Here is a 22,556-nt window from a genome sequence, read left to right as displayed (position 1 = left end):
AATATATAATTAATTGAATTTTAGTTAGATAAAATATTTTTATTTTCAATATGTGTAACCTTATAGGTTATAGATATTAAAAATAAAATATAAAGTAATTAGGGGGAATAAGTATGAAAACAGATGTTAAATTTCCAGAAAACTTTCTATGGGGAGGAGCAACTGCTGCTAACCAATTTGAAGGTGGATATAGAGAAGGTGGTAAAGGATTAAGTACGGCTGATGTTATGACAGGGGGAACACATACTACAGCTAGAAGAATAACTCCAGAGCTTGAAGATAACACATACTATCCAAGTCATGAAGCAATAGATTTTTATCATAGATATAAAGAGGATATAGCACTTTTTGCTGAAATGGGATTTAAAACATTTAGACTGTCTATAAACTGGACAAGAATTTTTCCAAATGGTGATGAATTAGTTCCAAATGAGGCAGGATTAAAGTTTTATGATGATGTTTTTGCAGAATTAAAAAAATACAATATAGAACCATTAGTAACTATATCTCATTATGAAACTCCATTTGGATTAACTGAAAAATTTAATGGTTGGTTAGGAAGAGAAACTATCGACTGTTATTTAAGATATTGTGAAACTATATTTAATAGATATAAGGATTCAGTTAAGTATTGGTTAACATTTAATGAAATAAATATATTAACTCATGGACCTGCAGCAGCATTTATGGGAGCTGGAGTTATGTTTGATGATATAAGAGAATTAAGATTTGGGCCATCTGAAAAAGATCATAATCAAGAATGTTTCCAAGCACTTCATCATCAATTTGTTGCAAGTGCAAAGGCTGTGCAACTTGGTCATTCAATAAATAAAGATTTTAAAATTGGATGTATGATAGCATATGGTGCTCAATATCCATATACTTGTAACCCTGAAGACGTATTATTAGCAGAGCAAAAAGAAGAGTTTTCAAACTATTTATGTGGTGATGTTCATGTAAGAGGAGAATATTCAGGATTTGCTAAGCGTTTCTTTAAAGAAAATGATATACAAATAAAAATGGAAGAGGGAGATTTAGAAACTTTAAAAAATGGATGTGTTGATTTCTATACTTTCTCATATTATATGTCTAATTGTGTAAGCAACAATCCAGATGTAGAAACTACAGGAGGAAATCTTTCAATGGGATTAAAGAATCCTTATTTAGAAGCAAGTGATTGGGGATGGCAAATTGACCCTGTAGGATTAAGAATTACTTTAAATAAAATTTATAATAGATATCAAATTCCATTAATGGTTGTTGAAAATGGTTTAGGTGCTGTGGATAAAGTTGAGGAAGATGGCTCAATTAATGATGATTATAGAATAAATTATCTAAAGGCTCATATTGAGCAAATGAAAGAGGCAATTGGTGATGGGGTTGAACTTTTAGGATATACTCCTTGGGGGTGTATTGACCTTGTAAGTGCTGGAACTGGAGAGATGAAGAAGCGTTATGGCTTTATATATGTTGATAAAAACAATGATGGAACTGGAACTTTAAATAGATTAAGAAAAAAGAGTTTTAATTGGTATAAAGAAGTTATAAACTCAAATGGTGAGAATTTATAATTTTAAAATTTATTTTAATAGTAACAAGAATAATATCATGGAATATTCACATAGTATTTCCATGATATTTTTTATGGAAAAAATATATTTATAAGGATAATTAGTCTGCAATAAAAATACTTGCTTTTAAGTTAACTCAAAGATATATCATTTATATATAAAGAAGAAATTTAAATTAATAAAATCTACATATATTATAGTTTAAATATAGCAAACTATGATTATTAAAAGGAAAGATGGAAATGAAAAAACGTATTTTAGGAAATGATGGTCTTGAGGTTTCTGAAATAGGGCTTGGATGTATGGGGATGGATCATGCTTATGGACCTGCTGCTGATAGAAAAGAAATGATTAAATTAATTCATAGAGCAGTAGAAATGGGATGTAATTTTTTTGATACTGCAGTGGTTTATGGAGAAAATAATGAAAAACTTTTAGGAGAGTCATTAAAATCTTTTAAAGAAAAAGTGGTTATAGCTACTAAGTTTGGTATAACAGGAACAGTTATTAATGATGGAAAGTTAGAACATGTTTTAGATAGCACTCCAGAATCTATTAGGAAACAATTAGAAGGTTCTTTGAAGCGTTTAAAAGTTGATTGTATAGATTTATATTATCAACATCGTATAGAGCCAAAGGTAGAGCCAGAAGTTGTAGCAAGAACAATGAAAGAATTAATAGAAGAGGGGAAAATAAAGCATTAGGGCTTGTCTAATGCACCTATTGATTATATGAGACGTGCTCATGCTGTGTGTAAAGTGACAGCTATAGAGAATCAGTATTCTATGGTATGGCGTAAGCCAGAAAAATAATTATTTGATGTGTGTGAAGAGCTGGGGATTGGGTTTGTTGCTTATAGCCCTCTTGGAAATGGTTTTTTAAGTGGAAAACATACAAAAAACACAAAATATGATAAAAATGATTTTAGGAGCTTTATGGGAAGATTTAAGCCAGAGGTTATGGAAAATAATCAAAAGTTATTAGATTTAATTTTTGAAATTGCTAAAGATAAAAATGCTACACCAGCTCAAGTAGTTTTAGCTTGGGAACTTGCTCAAAAATCTTTTATAGTACCTATTCCAGGAACAACTAAAATCCATAGATTAGAAGAAAATTTAGGGACTGTTAATATTAGACTAACAAAAAATGAGTTAGAAAATATTAATAATGAGTTAAATAAAATTAGTATAGATGAAACGCATTTTTAAGATAAAATTTTTAAAGATAGGAGCGTATTCTTAAATATGAGGAACAATTAATTCCTGAAAATAAGCAAAAAAATAAAGATTAATATTAGTTGTAAAAAAAGTAATAAGTATTGCTAATTGTCCATTTTAGTAATACTTATTATTTTTTAGTTGTTCAATAATTTAAATTATTAATAAAATGTAAATTAAAAACAAAATTATTGACAATGGTATAAAAACATATTACAATATAACTGTAAATGAAAATCATTATCAATTAAATGAAGGATAAATTAAATAATTTTACAAGTCAATACTTTTAAAGCATTGGTTATTAAGTTTTTTCCACAAAATCGGATCATATTAAACAAACAATGTTTAATTGATAAAGAGTTTACTTTTAATTGAATATTCACATATATGGTTAAAAGAATTTCGTTTGACATCTCTTTTTTAGGAGCTATATCTTTTGATAAAGCTCCCTCTTTTTAAATGAAAGTATTAAAATTAATTAGTGTTAAGTTACTAAAAGGTTTACTGGAGGTAATTTAATTTGGAATATATTTCATCAAATATAAAAAGGCATAATAGGGCTATATATTTACTTGCCATATTATTAGTTGCGTTGATTACATATTGTGAGTTAAATAAATTAAGTAGTTTTTTGCCAAGTTATTTAAAATATATAGAAAAATTAACTTATAATGGTTATGTATCTACGTTTTTATTTGTTGTTGTTATGTTTATGGGAGTCATGAGCAGAAATATGTCTTTAACAAAACATTTTATGAAAATAAGGGCTGAACTTGCAATAGTAGCATCATTATTAATAGTTCCACATATATATGTTCATGGACTAAAATTAATTATGATATTAATGAGCGGAAAGCATCTTACTACAAATCGTATAATATATTCAATTGCAGGTGTCTTAGCAGTTGTTATAATGATTCCACTTTTTGTAACATCATTTAATTTTGCAAAGAGAAAATTAAAGGGTGGAATGTGGAAAAAGATTCAAAGATGGTCTTATGTGTTTTATGGTTTGATTTATGTTCATATTTTATTTGCGTATTTAAATAGTAAAAATATAAATATGAAAAATGTAATAATATTAAATATTGTTTTCATCTGTTATACCGTCTTAAAACTAATAAAAGTATTTAATAAAAGCAATAAGAAAAGTAAGATGTAAAGCTCATTTATATAAATTTAGATTTCTTAAGTAAATTAATTTTTAAAACACTAAAATCGACATTAACTATAAAAAACGCTATGTTTTAAATAAGCAATTATAAATTTGTTGTTTATTTTGATGTAGTGTTTTTTTATTTTATATTTCAGAATAAAAGTTAAATATCAAACTATTTTCTGTAAATAATAAAGTTATAATAGAACAGTAGAAATAGTATAAAATTTTTTATGATTTATAAAAATGAGAGGGGATATGCTTATGAAAATATATACTTTAGGTCATTCAAATTATAGTGTTGAAAGGCTTATGGAGATGTTAAGGTATTATGATATTAATTGCGTTGTAGACATTAGAGGAACACCTTACTCAAAGTATAACGTTTGGTTTGATAAGGAAGTTATAGCATATACACTTGAAAAAAATGGATTTACTTATATCTATATGGGAGAAGAATTTGCAGCTAAAAGAGTTAGAAAGGTTTCTTACAATAAAGAAGGATATGCTGATTTTGATAAGGTTATTTTAGAAGAAGAATTTTTAAGAGGAATCAAAAGACTTAAGACAGGACTAGAAAAAGGATATAAAATAGTGCTTTTAGGTGCTATGCAAGATCCTGTAAGGTGTCATAGAAGCATTTTAGTTGGAAGAGAACTTGAAAAACATGGATTTGATGTAAATCATATATTAGATGATTATTCATTAGCTTCCCAAAGAGATATTGAAGAAAGTCTTTTAGATAAGTATTTTAAGGATAGAAATCAGCTAACTATAGATAATATTCTTGGAAATGCTAAGAGTAGAGAGCAGTTAATTGAAGATGGATATAAATTTGCTAATAAGGAAATTGGTTATAGGATAGAAAATATAAATAAAAAATAATGCTTATTTTAAATTATTATAATATCAAAATAATGTGAAATTTCACATATCTATGTAAACATTTCCAATAATGTGTAAAAAAGAACTGAAAATACAAATATATAGATAACTTCATTGATAAATATTAAAATAATATTAGTAATAATTAATTTTGTTCTTTTAAAATAAAATTATTAAGGGGGATGATGCATATGATGCAGAAAATTCAAAGATTAGGTGGAGCTATGTTTACTCCTGTACTATTATTTGCTTTTTCGGGAATGATGGTTGGATTTGCAACATTGTTTAAAAATCCAGTAATAATGGGGTCAATAGCAAGTGAATCTACTTTTTGGTACCAAATGTGGAATGTCATAGAGCAAGGTGCATGGACAGTATTTAATCAATTACCTCTTCTATTTGTAATAGGGTTACCAATAGGGCTTGCTAAAAAGCAACAAGCTAGAGCTTGTATGGAAGCTGTAGTTGTATATTTGACTTTTAATTATTTCTTAGGAGCGATTCTTGGAACATGGGGAAGTAGCTTTGGAGTTGATTTTGCAGCAGAAGTTGGAGGAACAAGTGGTTTAGCTAATATTGCAGGTATTAAAACTTTAGATACTGGTATGATAGGTGCTATTTTAATTTCTTTAACTGTTGTTTCTATTCATAATAAGTTTTTTGATGTTGAACTTCCAGAAGTTTTAGGAATATTTAAGGGGTCATCACTAATAGTTATAATTGGCTTCTTTGTCATGATACCAATAGCATTTTTAGTAGCAGCTGTTTGGCCAAAAGTTCAAGGAGCAATAGCATCATTACAAGGATTTTTATTATCATCTGGTGCAGTTGGAGTTTGGATTTATACATTCTTAGAAAGAATTCTTATACCAACAGGGCTACATCACTTTGTATACAGTCCGTTTATGTATGATTCTATAGCTGTTGATGGTGGAATAACAGCTTATTGGGCAACTCATTTAACAGAGTTTTCAATGTCAACAGCACCGCTTAAAACATTATTCCCAGCAGGTGGATTTGCACTTCATGGAATGTCAAAAATATTTGGTAGTGTTGGTATAGCAGGAGCATTTTATGCAACAGCTAAGAAAAATAAAAAGAAAATAGTAGCTGGTCTTTTAATACCTGCAACATTAACTGCAATAGTGGCAGGGGTTACAGAACCTTTAGAATTTACATTCTTATTTATAGCTCCATTATTATTTGCAGTCCACGCAGTTTTAGCAGCAACTTTATCTGCAACAGCTTATATATTTGGTGTAGTTGGTAATTTTGGTGGTGGATTAATTGAATGGGCTTCACTAAACTGGATTCCTTTATTTAGTAGTCATGGTGGAACTTATATAAAACAAATTGCTATTGGATTAGTATTTACAGGAATATATTTTGTAGTATTTAGAACTTTAATTTTGAAGCTTGATTTAAAAACTCCAGGTAGAGAAGATGATGAAGAGGAAACTAAGCTTTATACAAAAGCAGATTATAAGGCTAGTAAGGGTATGGGTGTTGCTATGGATAGTATAAGTCCAGCAGAAATAGACAGCACTAATTTAAGTAAGGCACAAATTATATTAAATGCTTTAGGTGGAGCTGACAATATCGAAGAACTTAATAACTGTGCAACTAGACTTAGAGTTTCAGTTAAAGATCCAAGTTTAGTTCAAGATGTTTCTGTATTTAAAAAGGCAGGCGCTCATGGACTTGTTAAAAAAGGAAAGGCAGTACAAGTAATAATAGGAATGTCAGTTGTTAAATTTAGAGAAGAAGTTGAAGTTTTAATGAAATAATTAATAATTAAAAGCTTTTAGAGAAAGGAATGATTGCATGAAAGCAGTAAGAAAAGGTGTAGTATCTAAAAGAAGTACAATTAATAGTTTAAAGGATAAAGAGTCTAAAATAAGTTATAAATGGATAAGCATTAGTATGTTTTTTTGTTTGAGTATTCCTTTAGTGTTTTTGATGTGCTTATACGCTATATCATTAATAAGTGGAAGAGGTGTTTTTGATCCGATATTAATGAATAGTAAAATAACTTTAGCATTTATAATTTCTATGTTGGGTATATTTTGTGCCTATGTATGTAATCGTTCTGTTAAGATACTTAAAGATAAAAATGATGTAAATAGTGCAAAGAGAAATTTAATAATTATAGCAATAGCGCAAGGGTTAGTGGCAAATATTTTTGGATTTGTTCTTATAGTTTTTGCGATAATAAAGACGTTTAAAATAAAGTCTTTTAAGGAATTTAATATTAAAGAAATATTTATAAAAAGTAAACTAGATTTAGATTTTATATTTAGTTTGTTTATACTATTTGTATCAGCAATGTGTTTGATTCTTATAGTGAATATTTATTAGTGTTGTTAATATTTACAAGATAAAGAACTAAATAACAAAATAAGTAGAAAAATATCTAAAGAGTGAAAGTTAATTGCATTTATTTAAACGTTTTGATAGTATTAAATTACAATATATGTATTAATTTAGGGGGTATTTATTATGAAAAAATTTTCAATAGTTGTAGCAGGTGGTGGAAGTACTTTTACTCCAGGAATAGTAATGATGCTTTTAGATAATTTATATAAATTTCCAATAAGAAAAATAAAATTCTATGATAATGATGAAGAAAGACAAGATACAATAGCAAAGGCTTGTGAAATATTAATAAGAGAAAAAGCTCCAGATATTGAATTTTTAGCGACAGTAGATCCAGAAGAAGCATTTACTGATGTTGATTTTGTAATGGCACATATTAGGGTTGGAAAATATGCTATGAGAGAATTAGATGAAAAAATTCCTCTAAGACATGGTGTTGTTGGACAAGAAACTTGTGGACCAGGAGGAATAGCGTATGGCATGAGGTCTATTGGTGGAATAATTGAAATAGCTAAATATATGGAAAAATATTCACCAAATGCGTGGATGTTAAATTATTCAAATCCAGCTGCCATAGTTGCAGAGGCTACAAGAAGACTTCTTCCAAATTCAAAAATATTAAATATATGTGATATGCCAATAGGAATTGAAGGGCGTATGGCAAAGATAGCAGGATTAGAATCAAGAAAAGATATGATAGTTAAGTATTATGGTTTAAATCACTTTGGATGGTGGTCAAGCATCACAGATAAAGAAGGAAATGATTTAATGCCAAAAATAAAAGAACATGTTGCTAAATTTGGATATGATACAGATTCAACAGGAGAAGTGCAACATACAGATGCTAGTTGGAGTGACACTTATAGAAAAGCTAAAGATGTGTATGAAATAGATCCAACTACACTTCCAAATACTTATTTAAAATATTATCTGTTCCCAGACTATGTAGTTGAACATTCAGATAAAAATTATACTAGAGCAAATGAAGTAATGGATGGAAGAGAAAAGCATGTATTTGGAGAATGTAGAAGAATTGCAGAAGCTAATACTTCACAAGGTTCTACTTTAGAAATAGATGAACATGCATCTTATATAGTTGATTTAGCTAGAGCAATAGCATACAACACTCAAGAAAGAATGTTATTAATAGTTGAAAACAACGGTTCAATAGAAAACTTTGATAAAACAGCAATGGTTGAAATCCCTTGCTTAGTTGGAAGTAATGGACCAGAACCATTAAGAATTGGTGATATTCCAAGATTCCAAAAAGGATTAATGGAACAACAAGTTGCAGTTGAAAAATTAGTTGTTGATGCATGGATTGAAAAATCATATCAAAAATTATGGCAAGCAATTTCTCTATCAAAAACAGTACCAAGTGTAAAAGTTGCTAAAGAAATCCTAGATGATTTAATTGAAGCTAATAGAGAATTCTGGCCAGAATTAAGATAATAAATTAAGATAAGCTGTACTAGTAAAATATCTAGTACAGCTTATTTTTTTTATATTGTATGCTTATTGGGTGTTTTAAGTATGCAATATGAGAAACATAAATATATATTTAATACAATAAAAACTGTTAAGAATAAAGAGAAATAAAAATATAAATACTTGGTTAAATTTGTTATAATAAACTTATATAAAGGGGGAGTTATTATGAAAATTGATGATTTAGTTAATTTGCATTATGATAAGTTAAATCAAAGTGATTTGCACATTTGGAAATATATAAACGCTCATAGAAAAGAAAGCTCTAATTTAACTATTGATGAACTTGCATCAAGGTGTAATGTGTCAAGAACTACAATTTTAAGATTTGCTCAAAAGTTATCTTTAAAAGGATATAGCGAATTAAAGGTATATTTAAAATGGGAAAATAAAGAAGTAAATAAAGAGATGGACAGCATTGAAAGTGTATGCGATATGTTTAAAAACAGTATAGATGAAATGGAAAAAAATGATTATCATAAAGCTTGTAAAATGATTTATGATAGTAAGCGTGTATTCATTTATGGAACCGGTTTTTTTCAAACTTTAGTAGCTCAAGATTTAAAAAGAGTTTTTTTATCAGGAAAAAAATGTTTTTCTATAATAGATGGAATAAGAGAAATAGATTTAACATTAGATGCATTAACTTCAGAAGATTTAGTTATAATAATATCTTATTCTGGTGAATCAAGTCAGGTGAAAAGCTTTGCTAAGCAATTATTGATTAGGGATATTCCTTTTATTTCAATAACTCAGCTTAAGACAAATAATCTTGCAAGGTTAAGTAATGAAAGTATTTATATAAATACTAAAACTGTTAATATAGGAAATAATATAAGTTACAATTCAACAAATTTATTTTTTATATTTGTAGAACTGTTTTTCTTAAAATATATGAATTATAAAAATGCTATTGAAGCGGAGAAAGATAGTTAAAAATGTTTGTAACATTTAGTCATCTTAAGATATTTATAAAATAAATAATTATTTAAATATATATAATATGTTATCTTCAATTGATATGTATTTTAGAATAACAGAAAAATTTAAAGATAAAAAATAAGGGCTAATATGAAAAATCATATAAGCCCTTTATTTAATTTTAAGCTAAAACATAAAAATAACCTAAAACTAATATTCCAAGTATTATTCTATAATAACCAAAGAATTTAAAGTCATGTTTTTTGATATAGTCCATAAGGAATTTAATTGCAATAACTGATACTATAAAGGCAACGAAGCATCCTGTAAGTAAAACTCCCCATTCAAGTGCATTAAAAGCAAAACCTGCTTTAACAAGTTTTAATGCACTAGCACCAAGCATAGTTGGAATAGCTAAAAAGAATGAAAATTCTGCTGCAACAAATCTTGATGTTCCAAGTAAGATTGCTCCAATTATTGTAGCACCAGACCTTGATGTTCCAGGAATTAGAGCTAATACTTGAAAACATCCTATAAAAATAGCTGTTTTATAAGTTAATTGTGAAAATGTTTCAATTTTAGGTTTTTTATTTCTGCTTTCTAAGATTATAAAGATAACTCCATATACTATAAGCATTATTGCTACAGTTGTTGGGTTAAAAAATATTTCTTCTATTTTGTCATCAAATAAAAGTCCAATTATTCCAGATGGAATAACTGCAATTATAACTTTAAGCCAAAGGCTTATAGTGTCTTCCCTTTGCATTTTTGTTTTTGATGGGTCAAAGGGATTTAGCTTTTTAAAATATAAAAATAATACTGCAAGGATAGAACCAAATTGAATTACAACAAAAAATGTGCTGATAAATACTTGAGAAAAGTCAAGTTTTATAAATTCATCAACTAATATCATATGCCCTGTACTACTTACAGGAAGCCACTCGGTTATACCTTGTACAATTCCTAGTATTATGGCTTTTAAAAATTCCATTAATATACCCCCGATTTTTTAATATGTTAATAAGTATGCAAATACAATTATATATATAATATAGAATTAATGGAATAATTTAATATAAAAGTTAACAATAAGTACATAAAAATTAATGATTGGGTAGATGAAGTTGTATATATGTGTAATTCGTTCTATAATGAATAATATATAAGATTTATTATTTGTTATAGAGTATGTAGATGCGTGGAGGAAATGATTATGAATGATGATATTAAATGGTTAAACGAAATTAGAATTAAAAAGACTATAAAGGCTTTGAATGATAATGGAATGGAAGCTTGTTTAGTTTCTGATAAAGAAAGTCTTATAAATAAAATTGATGAAATATTAAAAGAGGGAAGTTCTGTAACTTTAGGTGGCACTATGACTGCTTTTGAGGTAGGAATTGTTGATCATTTAAAGAGTGGAAGATTTGAGTATTATGATAGATATAAAGAAAATTTAACTGATAAAGAGAGAAAAGATATTTATAGAAAAGCTTTTTCTTGTGATGGATATATAACAGGTTCTAATGCTATAACAGAAGATGGGGAACTTTACAATGTAGATGGTAATGGTAATAGAGTTGCTGCTATGATTTATGGACCGGATAAGGTGATAGTTATAGCTGGAGTTAATAAAATTGTTAAGGATTTAAATGAAGCAAAATCTAGGGTTGAAAGAATTGCAGCACCTGCTAATGGCAAAAGATTAAATAGAAAAACACCTTGTGCAAAGGTTGGATACTGTATGGATTGTAAGAGTCCTGAAAGAATGTGTAGGGAATATACTGTTATTAAAAGACCTATTCCGGGAAGAATTCATGTTATATTTTTAAATGAAGAATTAGGATATTAAAGGAACTAAACATTTTAAACCTTAATATTATATTTATGTGATAATTATTATATAAGGTGATATTATGTGTTCAGATGTCTCACTTTTAAATATAGCTATAAATTTTTTACCTTTAAATGCTAATATTGTTTCTATTAATAAAAAAAATAATACAGGTATGAGAGGTAATGCTAACGATAACTTAATTGTTCAATATATATATAATGGTACTGATTATACATTAATTTTAGAGAATAACAATGATTATTGGAGAGTTAAAGAAACATATAATGAGTTTTTAGAAATATTTTAATGTTTTTTATGGTTGAAGAAATTTATTATAAAGAGTATAATAAATTTAAAATTAAATATTAATGAATAAGTCTTTTATCAAGAACGGTGGAGGGACTGGCCCTGTGAAACCTAGCAACAGCCAATAAATCGTATTGGAATTGTGCTAAATCCTGCAAGAATGTATTTTCTTGAGAGATGAGAGAGAATTTAGTTAAATTAGTTAATAATTTTTAGTTAAGATAGAAACTATTTCTTTGTCGTCTTGCAAAGAAGTAGTTTTTTTGCTTTAGAAAAAAATATGTTTTGAATTATATATTTTAAACAATGGATTGTTCTAAAAATTAGATTTGAAAGTTAATGAAAGAGGAGGTTTTTTGTTTGGAGAATAAAAAGAAGCTTTCAATGTTTGGATTTTTGTTTATAACAGGTTCAATCCTTGTAGAGTTGTATGAATATCCAACCTTTGCAACATCAGGCTTTAGTGCTGTGTTTTATTTATTAGCTGGAGGATTTTTATGGTTTTTACCAGTTGTATTGTGCGCAGCAGAGATGGCAACTGTTGAAGGATGGAGTGAGGGTGGAGTTTTTACTTGGACTAAAAATACTTTAGGTGAAAAATGGGGATTTGCTCACATATTTTTTCAGTTTGTTGTTTTTACAATAGGTGCAGTAACAATGATATATTATGTTGTAGGTGCAATAGCATATGTAACTGGATGGACAGCGTTAAATTCAGATCCAACACTTAAATTTTTAGCAGTAATTATAATTTTCTGGGCTGTAACTTTTATTCAATTAAGTGGAATAAGAAATACAGCTAAAATAGCTAGAATTGGATTTATAGGTGGTGTTTTAATACCAGCATTTATTTTATTTATTTTATCAGCAGTGTACATATTTTCAGGAAATCCAATTGATATAGACATAAGTGCAAAGACATTTTTACCTAATTTTACAAATATAAATTCATTGGTTGTATTAGTGTCATTTATGTTATCTTATATGGCGGTTGAAGTTTCAGCAACTCATGTAAATGATATGAAAAATCCAAAAAGAGATTACCCAATAGCAGTAATTATTTTATTATTTTTAGCAATAATTTTAAATACAATAGGAGCTATATCAGTAGGGGCAGTTGTCCCTAAATCAGTTCTTAGCTTAAATGAAGGAGTATTTCAAACTTTCGCACTACTTATTAATCACTTTGGGCATTTTTCATGGCTTGTGGATATTATAATAATTTTCTTAGCGATTGGTTCTATTGCAGAGGTTAGTTCTTGGATTGTAGGACCAACTAGAGGACTTTCTGTTGCAGGTGAATATGGAATATTTCCTAAGGGGTTAGCTAAAAGAAATAAAAATGATGTAGCACCAAAACTTTTAATAATTCAAGGAATTGTTGTTACAATGTGGGCAATAGTTTTAACTTTTGGAGGCGGAAGCTCTAATGTTTCATTTTTTATGGCAATGACATTAACAGTTATTGTTTATCTTGCTGCATATTTTCTATTTTTCTTAGCATATATTAATCTTGTACTTAAGAAAAGAAATTTAAAGAGAGCTTACGAAATACCTGGGGGAATAGTAGTAAAACTTATTTTAGCTATAATAGGTTTAATATTTTCAGTAATAGCCTTTATAATATCTTTCTTGCCACCATCTGGTCTTCAAAGTGGTAGTATAGGAGAGTATACAACAATATTAATTGTTTGTTTTGCAGTAACTATGGTGTTGCCTTTTATAATTTATTATGTGTTTAAAGGAAGAAAGATTAAAGCAACTTCAAATAATGTAGAAGCTAAGGTTAGTTAGATTAAAATATTATTAAAGTTTTTATAAATAGGAATATTTTACTTTAAATATTATTATAAATTATATTAAGAAGTTGTAACAAATAAAATAAATATTAAATATTATAAAAATATAATTAAAAAATAAATAAAAAATCTTTTATCAAGAATGGTGGAGGGACTGGCCCTATGAAGCCTAGCAACAGCCAATAATCATATTGGAATTGTGCTAAATCCTGCAAGAATTTATTTTTTTGAGAGATAAAAGTAGTTTATGAGTACATTAATTTAGTAACTAAACTATTTCTTTATCTTTTTAGATATAGAAATAGTTTTTTATTTTATAGAAAAATAAAATTTTATTTATCATGTATAAGTTAATTATTATTGATTATTGCTAAAAAATGTAGTATTAAGGGGGAATTAATAATGAATAAAGAAAATTTGCAAAAAGAAACATTATGTATAAAAGGTGGATATAATGGTGAAACGTTAAATTCAGTTACGTTACCAATAGTTCAAAGCACATCTTATAGATTTGATAGTGCAGAGCAGGTGGCTAATCTTTTTGATTTAAAAGAAAATGGGCATATATATTCTAGAATAAGCAATCCAACCGTGGCTGCACTAGAAGAAAAATTAACAGCTCTTGAAGATGGAGTTGGTGCAGTTTGTGTATCATCAGGTCAGTCAGCAGTGCTATTAGCCGTTTTGAATATTTGTAAAAGTGGTGATCATGTAGTTTCAGTTTCTAGTGTTTATGGTGGAACTTTTAATCTATTTAATGTAACATTAAGGAATTTTGGAATAGAAACAACATTTGTTGATCCTTATGATAGTGAAGATGAAATTTTAAGTAAAATTCAAGATAATACTAAGCTTATATTTGGTGAAACCATAGGAAATCCTAGCCTTAATATATTTGATTTTGAAAAATTTTCAAAGGTTGCAAAGATATCTAATATTCCTTTAATTATAGATAATACAACAGCAACGCCGTATCTGTTTAATCCATTTAAATATGGAGCTAATATTGTTGTTCATTCTACAAGTAAATATATAGATGGTCATTCGGTAGCGTTAGGTGGTGTGATTATTGATGGAGGTAATTTTGATTGGGAAAATGGAAAATTTAATGAGCTTACAGAACCAGATCCAAGTTATCATGGGTTAAAATATGTGGAAACTTTTAAAAATTCAGCGTATATAGTTAAGCTTAGGGTAACGCTTCTTAGAGATTTAGGGAATGCAATTAGTCCTAATAATGCCTTTTTAACTAACCTAGGATTAGAAACATTGCATTTAAGAATGGATAGACATAGTAAAAATGCTCTAGCCTTAGCTAAATTTTTACAAACTCATAAGAATGTAGAATGGGTTAATTACCCTCTTTTAGAATGTAATAAAGATTATAAGATAGCTAAAGAGTATTTACCAAAAGGAGCATCTGGTATATTAACATTTGGTGTAAAAGGAGGAGTAAAATCTGCTAGAAAACTTATAGGTAGTTTAAAATTAATTCCTTTGGTTGTTCATTTAGGAGATGTTAGAACAACTTTAATACATCCAGCTAGTACAACACATAGGCAATTATCAAAGGAAGAACTTAAAATTTCAGGTGTATCAGAAGATTTAGTTAGGGTTTCGGTAGGAATTGAAAATATAGATGATATAATATGTGATTTTGAGCAAGCCTTAAATAAGGTAGGATATTAAAATGACCATTTATATTTCAAAAAAATTTCAAGCAATAGAGATATTAAAAGATGAAAATATAAGTATAAATTTTAATGGATGTAAACATGGGGCAAAGCATATTGGAATAGTTAATTTAATGCCTAAAAAAAGTGAAACAGAAGCTCAAATAGTAAAACTTTTAAATAACTGTGATGAGGATTTGAATATTCATTTTATAAAAATAAATACTTATAAGTCAGAACATGAAAATTATAGATATATGCAATTAAATTATGAGGATTTCGATGAGATTAAACAAAAGCTTGATGGGATTATAATAACGGGAGCCCCATTAGAGAAAATAGAATTTAGAGATGTTTCTTATATAGATGAATTAAATGCTATATTAGATTATATAAGAAAGAATAAAAAATACTCGCTTTATATATGTTGGGGGGCACAAGTTGCTTTGAATCATTTCTATGGCGTAAGAAAAGAGTTAAAGGAAAGTAAAATATTTGGAGTATTTAGACACAAGATTATAAAGAGAGATGATATTTTAAAAGATGTTTATAATTCTTTTAAATCACCTCATTCAAGGTACACATCTTTGAATAGACAAGATATAGAAAATAGCAATAGTTTAGAACTTTTGGCTATAACAGAGGAAAATGAAGAACATATTTTAAAGGGAAACTTTAATGATTATTATATTTTAGGACATTTAGAGTATGATAAAGATACGTTAAAGAAAGAGTATTTAAGAGATTTGAATAAAGGATTAAAAATTAATATTCCAAAGTATTATTTTAAAAACAACTCCATAGAAAGTGATATAGATTTTAGTTGGCGAGAAGATGCTATTAAAATTTATAGTAATTGGATTAAAATTATAAGTAAAGACAATGGTAAATAAAATTTAAAAAACTCTATGTTAAATTTTTTAACATAGAGTTAAAAAAACATATATATTTATATTTTTATACTATATATGGTTTTAATTTTTGTTAGTTTAATGTTTCTTCTAAATCTTTTTCAGGTGTACTTATTGGTTTTATATCAAAGTTATCAACTAGATATTGTAACACATTAGATGATATAAATGCAGGAAGTGATGGTCCTATATGGATTCCTTTAACTCCTAGTGAAAGAAGAGCTAAAAGATCAGCTACTGCTTTTTGTTCATACCATGATAAGATTATTGATAATGGAAGTGAATTTACATCAGTATTAAATGCATCAGCTAGAGATAAAGCTATTTTTACAGCTGAGTAAACGTCATTACATTGTCCAACATCTAATAATCTTGGAAGACCTTCTAATGTACCAAAGTCTAATTTATTAAATCTATATTTTCCACAAGCTAGAGTAAGAATTATACAGTCTTTTGGTACGTTTTGAGCGAATTCTGTATAGTATTTTCTTGCTGGTTTTATTCCATCACAGCCACCCATTACGTAAATATGTCTTAGTTTACCACCTTTTACTGCTTCTATTATTTCATTAGCATGAGATAGTACTGCATTATGACCGAATCCTACAGTTATTTCTTTTACTTCTTCATCTTCTGTAAATCCACCAAGTTCTAATGCTTTATTTATAATTTCTGAGAAGTCTTTTGTTCCATCTTCTTTTACTGGTACGTATTTTAGTCCTTCCCAACCAACTACATTAGTTGTAAAAATTCTATCTTTATAACTATCTTTTGGTTTCATAAGACAGTTAGTAGTCATAAGAATACATCCTGGAATTCCGTCAAATTCCTTTTGTTGATTTTGCCAAGCAGTACCAAAGTTACCTACTAAATGACTATACTTTTTAAGGCTTGGATATCCATGTGCAGGAAGCATTTCACCATGAGTGTATATGTTTACTCCTTTGCCTTCTGTTTGTTGTAATAATTGTTCTAAGTCTCTTAAGTCATGACCTGATATTACTATGAAAGGTCCTTTCCTTCTATTTACATTTACTTGTTGAGGTGAAGGATTTTTATATGTAGTTGTATTTGCTTCATCTAAAACTTTCATTATTTCAACACTAGCAGTACCAGCTTTCATAGATAAGTCTATTAAATCTTGAAGTGTTAAGCTATCATCAGTTAAAGCTTCTAATGCTGTTATATAAAATTCATCAACTGATTCACTTCTGTATTTTATATATCTAGCTTGATGCCCGTAAGCACTAATTCCTTTTAATCCATATAATATTGTGCTTCTTAAAGAACGAATATCTTCATTTAATTTATCATCATACATTATTCCAGCTTTTACAGAGTCTTTTAACATAGATTCCTTATCATTGCTTAAGTTATATAAAGCAGCATCTCTATGTATTTCACAATTTGCTTGTTTTCTTAAATTTTCTTTTATTTTTTGAGATTCTTTAAGCAATTCTATATGGACAGCGCTATCAAAATTAACATTAGTTAATGTTGTAAAAAGGCAATCTTCTATGAATTTAGAAACAGATTCATCAACCTTTTTTCCTTGATCTAATATATTTTTTCCATAGCAAGCTATACCTTTTAATTGATATATTAATAAATCTTGTAAATTTGCTATTTCAGCAGTTTTTCCACAAACTCCGACTTTAGTACAGCCTTTTCCACCTGCAGTTTGTTCACATTGATAACAAAACATTGAATTTTCCAAAGTAAAAACCTCCTCATTTATGAGTATTTGATTAAAATATGGCATTTTATTTCTAAAAATGCTATGTTTATATAATATAATTAAATAAATATAATTGCAACTACATTTTAGATAACATTTTCAATTTGAGATAATATGTGAATATTATATAATTTTTTTAAACAAAAAAACTCCTAATATGAAGGTTTTAGGAGTTTTTTATTGCAATATTTTATTTAATTAACGTTATTCTAGTAAATTATTTTTAAAATAATATATGAGCAATAAGAGTTATTATAGGCAATGTTATCAATGTTCTCATTAAAAATATTATAAACAAATCTTTAAGTTTCAAAGGTATTTTAGAACCTAAAATTACACTTCCAACTTCTGAAAGGTATATAAGTTGTGTCACTGAAACGCAAGCTATTATAAATCTTGTCATATCTGATGATATTTTTGTAGCCATAACTGATGGTAAAAACATATCAGCAAAGCCAACTATAACTGTTTGCGAAGCCGCCTGAGCTTCTGGTATTCCTAAAAGTTTAAGTAGTGGAATAAACGGTGCTCCAAGCCATTGGAATATTGGTGTATATTCTGCAAGTCCTAATGCGATAGTTCCCATAGCCATAACTATTGGTAAAACACCAATCCACATATCTAAAACATTTAGAAATCCTTCTTTAAAAAAAGCTTTAATGCCCTTTTGAGTGGATGCTTTTTTTATAGCTAAATCAAGACCAAAGGTAAATGGGGTATAGCCATTTGGAATTTTTTCTGTGCTTTTAGGTTGTACTCCATTATGATATTTATTAGGAATATATTTAAGTGGCCAAGTCCTAGGTAAAACTATAGCAGCGATAATTCCAGAAATCATAACAGTTAAATAAAATGGTATGAACATATGGCTAAGACCAACTTGAGATATTATAACAAAACTAAATGTAATTGACACAACAGAGAAAGTTGTACTAATTACACAAGCTTCTCTTTGGGAATAGAATCCTTCTTCATATTGTTTTGAAGTTAGCAATACTCCAATTGTTCCATCTCCAAGCCAAGATGTTATACAATCTACTGAAGATCTTCCAGGAAGCTTAAATAATGGTCTCATTATTTTAGTAAGCATAGAACCACAGAACTCTAAAAGACCAAAGTTTAATAATAGTGGTAGGAATAATCCTGCAAAGAAAAATACCACAAACAATGTAGGTAAAAGTCCTGTAAGTATAAATGCACCTGTATCTTCAGAAGATATAAAGCCTGATCCTATATTTAAATAAGACATTAAAATAAATAAAGCGCCTAATATTCTTCCAATTAACCATATAGGTTTTATATCAAAAAGTGTTTTACATACTTTATTATTAATCATAAATTTAGGTTTTGTTATTTTGTAAATTGCAGTAATTACACCAACTAAACAAATCAAAATTGTAAGGACAAGGGGCAATATATCACCTAATAAGCCTTGTACAATATTTGAACAAACTGCAATTGGAATTGAAAGTTCACCATTATAGTAAATGGGAACCATAAATAATGTAACTCCTATAAGAGAAGGGATTATAAATTTTAATAGATTACTATTATTATTTTTTTGTTTGTTAGTCAACTCCTTAATCAACATAGAATTTCCCCCTTACATGTATAAATATAAAGTAAATTTAAGTAATACTTGTAAATTATACAAATAAATATATAAAAAATCAATAGTTTCAAAGGAATTAATTTAAAAAAAATAATATTTATGTATAAATATACAAATTAATAATAAAAGTAAAAAACTTCTTTTTATTAAATTTAATATAAGAGAAGTTTTTTATGATTATTTAGTAATTTTTAATCCATTAATATTAGATAATATTTTAGTTGAAGTGACATTATTTGCACTAATATTTAATGATTGAAGATTAGATACGTTAGCAAGTGAATCAATATTTGTTATATTATTATGGCTTAAATCTAAGTTGTTTATAGTTAAGCCGTCTAGAGCACTTATATCAGTTAAGTTATTATATGATAAATTTAATGAATTTATATCAAATCCTTTTAATTGTTGTATTCCATTTAAGGTAGTTAAATGTTGTCCAGATAAATTAATATCAAGAGGGGCAACACCGTAATTATTTTCGACACCATAGCAATATGAAGCTAAATTATAATATGTTAATTCATTAGGACTTGCTTGAATAGCGTTTGCAACGGCATTAGCTAAAGCTTTATTCCCATCAAAAGTCATAGGTGTTTCAACAGGATTTACAGTTATATTATTGCTATTTGTATTAAGTGTTATTGTATTATAGTAAGGTATCTCTATTTTAATAGTATTATTTCCTAAAACATTATTTATAGTTAAAGAACCACTATAATCATAATTTTCAGTATATGTTTTTCCATTAACAATAACATTTATATTAACATTAGTTAAATACGCATTCCAATTAAACATATTTCCAAAGTTTATTGTTAAGTTTTCAGTCTTTATTGAGTTTGAATTTGTTGTGATAGTACTATTAATATTGTGATTTGGTAATGTTTGAGCGTAGGTTACAGTTGTTGGTAAACCAATTGCTCCTATTAGTAAAGCAGAGCTTATAATTAATCCATAAATTTTTTGTCTATTCATTTTAATCCTCCTGTACGTATTGATATGAATCGATATTCTATGTATTCATATTTATTAAACGCAATTAATAAATTAATTTTTAAAAATATATGTAAATATGTATAAGTAAAAATGTTTTTTTCTAAATTTATAATTATATACTTCATAAAAGAAATATATAGAAAAATAGGAAAGCGAAACTAATTATAAATAAATTAAAAAATAATATCTGTAACATGAGTTACAGATATTATTTTTTTAATAAACTATAATAATAACTGTCGACAGCAAAGACAAAAGAGATTAGAAATTAAAATACATACAATGTATAAAAACAAAAGACGAAATTAAAAAAACAAAAGATAAAAATAATAAAGAATTAATATAAATTAAGATAAAAGAGGGAGTGTAAAAATTATGAGTATGTTTTGTTATCAATGTCAAGAAACAGCAGGATGTAAGGGATGTACAGTAAAAGGAGTTTGTGGAAAAACTGAAGATTTAGCTAAATTACAAGATTTATTAGTATACATAGTAAGAGGAATATCTGCAGTTAGCACAAAAGCTAGAGAAGTTGGGGTTATAGATAAGAATGTTGACAACTTTGTAGTTGAATCATTATTTGCTACTATAACTAACGCTAACTTTGATAAAAATGTATTTGTTTCAAGAGCAAAAGAAGGACTAGCTTTAAGAGAAGCTTTAAAAGTTAAAGCTAAAAATGCAGGTGCAGATTTAGCTAATTTACCAGAAGCTGCAATGTGGACAGGTGAAACAGAAGAAGCTTTAAATGCTAAAGCTGGTACTGTTGGAGTTTTAGCAACAGAAAATGAGGATGTAAGAAGTTTAAGAGAACTTATAACTTATGGTGCAAAAGGACTTTGTGCTTATTTAAAACATGCAAAAGCATTAAATTATGATGATGATGAAATTCATGGATTTATGCATAAAGCATTAGCTAAAACTTTAGAAGATTTATCAGTAGATGAATTAGTTGCTTTAACTCTATCAATGGGTGAATATGGAGTTAAGGGTATGGCTCTTCTTGACAAAGCTAATACTGAAAGTTACGGAAATCCAGAAATAACTAAAGTAAATATAGGTGTTAGAAATAACCCAGCTATATTAATAAGTGGACATGATTTAAGAGACATGGAACAATTATTAGAACAAACTGAAGGAACTGGAGTTGACGTTTATACTCATAGTGAAATGCTTGCCGCTAACTACTATCCAGCATTTAAGAAATATAGTCACTTTGTAGGTAACTATGGAAATGCTTGGTGGAAACAAACTACTGAATTTGAAAGCTTTAATGGTCCAATACTTATGACTACAAACTGCTTAGTACCACCTAAAGATAGCTACAAAGACAGAGTTTACACAACTGGTGTTGTAGGATTTGAAGGATTAAAACATATAGATAAAAATGAAAAAGGAGAAAAAGATTTCTCAGAAATAATAGAACATGCAAAAAGATGTGCTGCTCCTACTGAAATAGAAAGAGGAGAAATAGTTGGAGGATTTGCTCATAACCAAGTTATAGCTTTAGCTGATAAAGTTGTTGAAGCTGTTAAAACAGGAGCAATTAAAAACTTCTTTGTTATGGCAGGATGTGATGGTAGAGCTAAATCAAGAAACTACTATACTGAATTTGCTGAAAAATTACCAAAAGATGCAGTTATATTAACAGCAGGATGTGCTAAATATAAATATAATAAATTAAACTTAGGTGATATAAACGGAATTCCAAGAGTTTTAGATGCTGGACAATGTAATGATTCATATTCATTAGTTGTAATAGCTTTAAAATTAGCAGAAGCATTTGGATTAGATAGCATAAACGATCTACCACTTCACTACAATATAGCATGGTATGAACAAAAAGCTGTAATAGTATTACTATCATTATTACACTTAGGAGTTAAAAATATTCACTTAGGACCAACACTTCCAGCTTTCCTTTCACCAAATGTTGTTAAAGTATTAGTAGACAACTTTGGAATAGGTGGAATTACTAACGTAGATGATGATTTAAAAATGTTCTTAGGCTAATAGTTTTAAGATATATATAAATGATATAAAAAATGTATAAGCAATTAAAAA

Annotated in this window: 17 protein-coding genes, 1 pseudogene and 2 riboswitches; of the genes and pseudogenes, 14 read left to right on the top strand and 4 right to left on the bottom strand. The window is 27.7% G+C overall.

Going from position 1 to position 22,556, the window contains the following annotated elements; all coding sequences use genetic code 11:
* Positions 1 to 113: 113 nt before the first annotated feature.
* From DR020_RS05775 to DR020_RS05740, 8 genes and pseudogenes are all read left to right on the top strand, one after another.
* Entirely contained in the window at positions 114 to 1,571 is a 1,458-nt protein-coding gene (locus DR020_RS05775) for a glycoside hydrolase family 1 protein (RefSeq protein ID WP_112365480.1), read from the top strand.
* 242 nt (positions 1,572 to 1,813) lie between these two features.
* A pseudogene (locus tag DR020_RS05770) lies at positions 1,814 to 2,779 on the top strand (aldo/keto reductase).
* Positions 2,780 to 3,311: 532 nt separating this feature from the next.
* The gene (locus DR020_RS05765; RefSeq protein ID WP_112365479.1) at positions 3,312 to 3,953 is read left to right on the top strand and encodes a ferric reductase-like transmembrane domain-containing protein; all 642 of its coding nucleotides are present in this window, start codon (positions 3,312 to 3,314) and stop codon (positions 3,951 to 3,953) included.
* A gap of 258 nt (positions 3,954 to 4,211) precedes the next feature.
* Positions 4,212 to 4,832, top strand: coding sequence for a DUF488 domain-containing protein (locus tag DR020_RS05760; RefSeq protein ID WP_112365478.1), 621 nt, complete (start codon positions 4,212 to 4,214; stop codon positions 4,830 to 4,832).
* A gap of 191 nt (positions 4,833 to 5,023) precedes the next feature.
* Positions 5,024 to 6,619 (top strand): alpha-glucoside-specific PTS transporter subunit IIBC, encoded by a 1,596-nt coding sequence (locus tag DR020_RS05755; protein WP_055258880.1) that lies wholly within the window; start codon positions 5,024 to 5,026, stop codon positions 6,617 to 6,619.
* 37 nt (positions 6,620 to 6,656) lie between these two features.
* The gene (locus tag DR020_RS05750) at positions 6,657 to 7,190 is read left to right on the top strand and encodes a hypothetical protein (protein WP_112365477.1); all 534 of its coding nucleotides are present in this window, start codon (positions 6,657 to 6,659) and stop codon (positions 7,188 to 7,190) included.
* Positions 7,191 to 7,331: 141 nt separating this feature from the next.
* Positions 7,332 to 8,660 carry a 6-phospho-alpha-glucosidase gene (locus DR020_RS05745; protein WP_112365476.1) on the top strand — a complete coding sequence of 443 codons (1,329 nt, stop codon included), beginning with the start codon at positions 7,332 to 7,334 and terminating at the stop codon, positions 8,658 to 8,660.
* A 204-nt stretch (positions 8,661 to 8,864) separates the two neighbouring features.
* Positions 8,865 to 9,632 carry a MurR/RpiR family transcriptional regulator gene (locus DR020_RS05740; protein ID WP_112365475.1) on the top strand — a complete coding sequence of 256 codons (768 nt, stop codon included), beginning with the start codon at positions 8,865 to 8,867 and terminating at the stop codon, positions 9,630 to 9,632.
* 166 nt (positions 9,633 to 9,798) lie between these two features.
* Here the strand turns inward: DR020_RS05740 and DR020_RS05735 are convergent, their stop codons facing one another.
* On the bottom strand, positions 9,799 to 10,608 hold the full coding sequence (locus tag DR020_RS05735; protein WP_055258873.1) for an undecaprenyl-diphosphate phosphatase: 810 nt from the start codon (positions 10,606 to 10,608) through the stop codon (positions 9,799 to 9,801).
* Positions 10,609 to 10,830: 222 nt separating this feature from the next.
* Here DR020_RS05735 and DR020_RS05730 point away from each other — a divergent pair, with 222 nt between their 5' ends.
* The 5 genes from DR020_RS05730 (at position 10,831) to DR020_RS05710 (ending at position 16,125) form a co-directional block, all read left to right on the top strand.
* Positions 10,831 to 11,469 (top strand): lactate utilization protein, encoded by a 639-nt coding sequence (locus tag DR020_RS05730; RefSeq protein ID WP_112365474.1) that lies wholly within the window; start codon positions 10,831 to 10,833, stop codon positions 11,467 to 11,469.
* A 64-nt stretch (positions 11,470 to 11,533) separates the two neighbouring features.
* Positions 11,534 to 11,761, top strand: a complete 228-nt coding sequence (locus DR020_RS05725) for a hypothetical protein (RefSeq protein WP_055258869.1) — start codon at positions 11,534 to 11,536, stop codon at positions 11,759 to 11,761.
* A gap of 71 nt (positions 11,762 to 11,832) precedes the next feature.
* Positions 11,833 to 11,944, top strand: a riboswitch (SAM riboswitch).
* A 176-nt stretch (positions 11,945 to 12,120) separates the two neighbouring features.
* A complete protein-coding gene (locus tag DR020_RS05720; protein WP_235865667.1) occupies positions 12,121 to 13,554 on the top strand; it encodes an amino acid permease in 1,434 nt (477 codons plus the stop codon).
* 135 nt (positions 13,555 to 13,689) lie between these two features.
* Positions 13,690 to 13,800, top strand: a riboswitch (SAM riboswitch).
* Positions 13,801 to 13,961: 161 nt separating this feature from the next.
* A complete protein-coding gene (locus DR020_RS05715) occupies positions 13,962 to 15,248 on the top strand; it encodes an O-acetylhomoserine aminocarboxypropyltransferase/cysteine synthase family protein (protein ID WP_112365472.1) in 1,287 nt (428 codons plus the stop codon).
* Between the two features lies 1 nt (position 15,249).
* On the top strand, positions 15,250 to 16,125 hold the full coding sequence (locus tag DR020_RS05710; protein ID WP_112365471.1) for a homoserine O-acetyltransferase/O-succinyltransferase family protein: 876 nt from the start codon (positions 15,250 to 15,252) through the stop codon (positions 16,123 to 16,125).
* A 91-nt stretch (positions 16,126 to 16,216) separates the two neighbouring features.
* On the opposite strand, the gene hcp (DR020_RS05705) is transcribed toward DR020_RS05710, so the two are convergent.
* The 3 genes from hcp (DR020_RS05705) to DR020_RS05695 all read right to left on the bottom strand — a co-directional run bounded on the left by hcp (DR020_RS05705) (position 16,217) and on the right by DR020_RS05695 (position 20,471).
* A complete protein-coding gene (hcp, locus tag DR020_RS05705; protein WP_174208899.1) occupies positions 16,217 to 17,860 on the bottom strand; it encodes a hydroxylamine reductase in 1,644 nt (547 codons plus the stop codon).
* Between the two features lie 244 nt (positions 17,861 to 18,104).
* A complete protein-coding gene (locus tag DR020_RS05700; RefSeq protein WP_174208898.1) occupies positions 18,105 to 19,472 on the bottom strand; it encodes a YjiH family protein in 1,368 nt (455 codons plus the stop codon).
* 198 nt (positions 19,473 to 19,670) lie between these two features.
* The gene (locus tag DR020_RS05695) at positions 19,671 to 20,471 is read right to left on the bottom strand and encodes a leucine-rich repeat domain-containing protein (protein WP_112365470.1); all 801 of its coding nucleotides are present in this window, start codon (positions 20,469 to 20,471) and stop codon (positions 19,671 to 19,673) included.
* 396 nt (positions 20,472 to 20,867) lie between these two features.
* On the opposite strand from DR020_RS05695, the gene hcp (DR020_RS05690) reads away from it, so the two are divergent.
* The gene (gene hcp, locus DR020_RS05690; protein ID WP_112365469.1) at positions 20,868 to 22,505 is read left to right on the top strand and encodes a hydroxylamine reductase; all 1,638 of its coding nucleotides are present in this window, start codon (positions 20,868 to 20,870) and stop codon (positions 22,503 to 22,505) included.
* The last annotated feature ends 51 nt before the right edge of the window (positions 22,506 to 22,556 follow it).

It is taken from the genome of Sarcina ventriculi (genome assembly GCF_900456775.1).
In the GTDB taxonomy this organism is placed as follows: domain Bacteria; phylum Bacillota; class Clostridia; order Clostridiales; family Clostridiaceae; genus Sarcina; species Sarcina ventriculi.
This window is presented reverse-complemented; position numbering and strand designations above follow the sequence as displayed.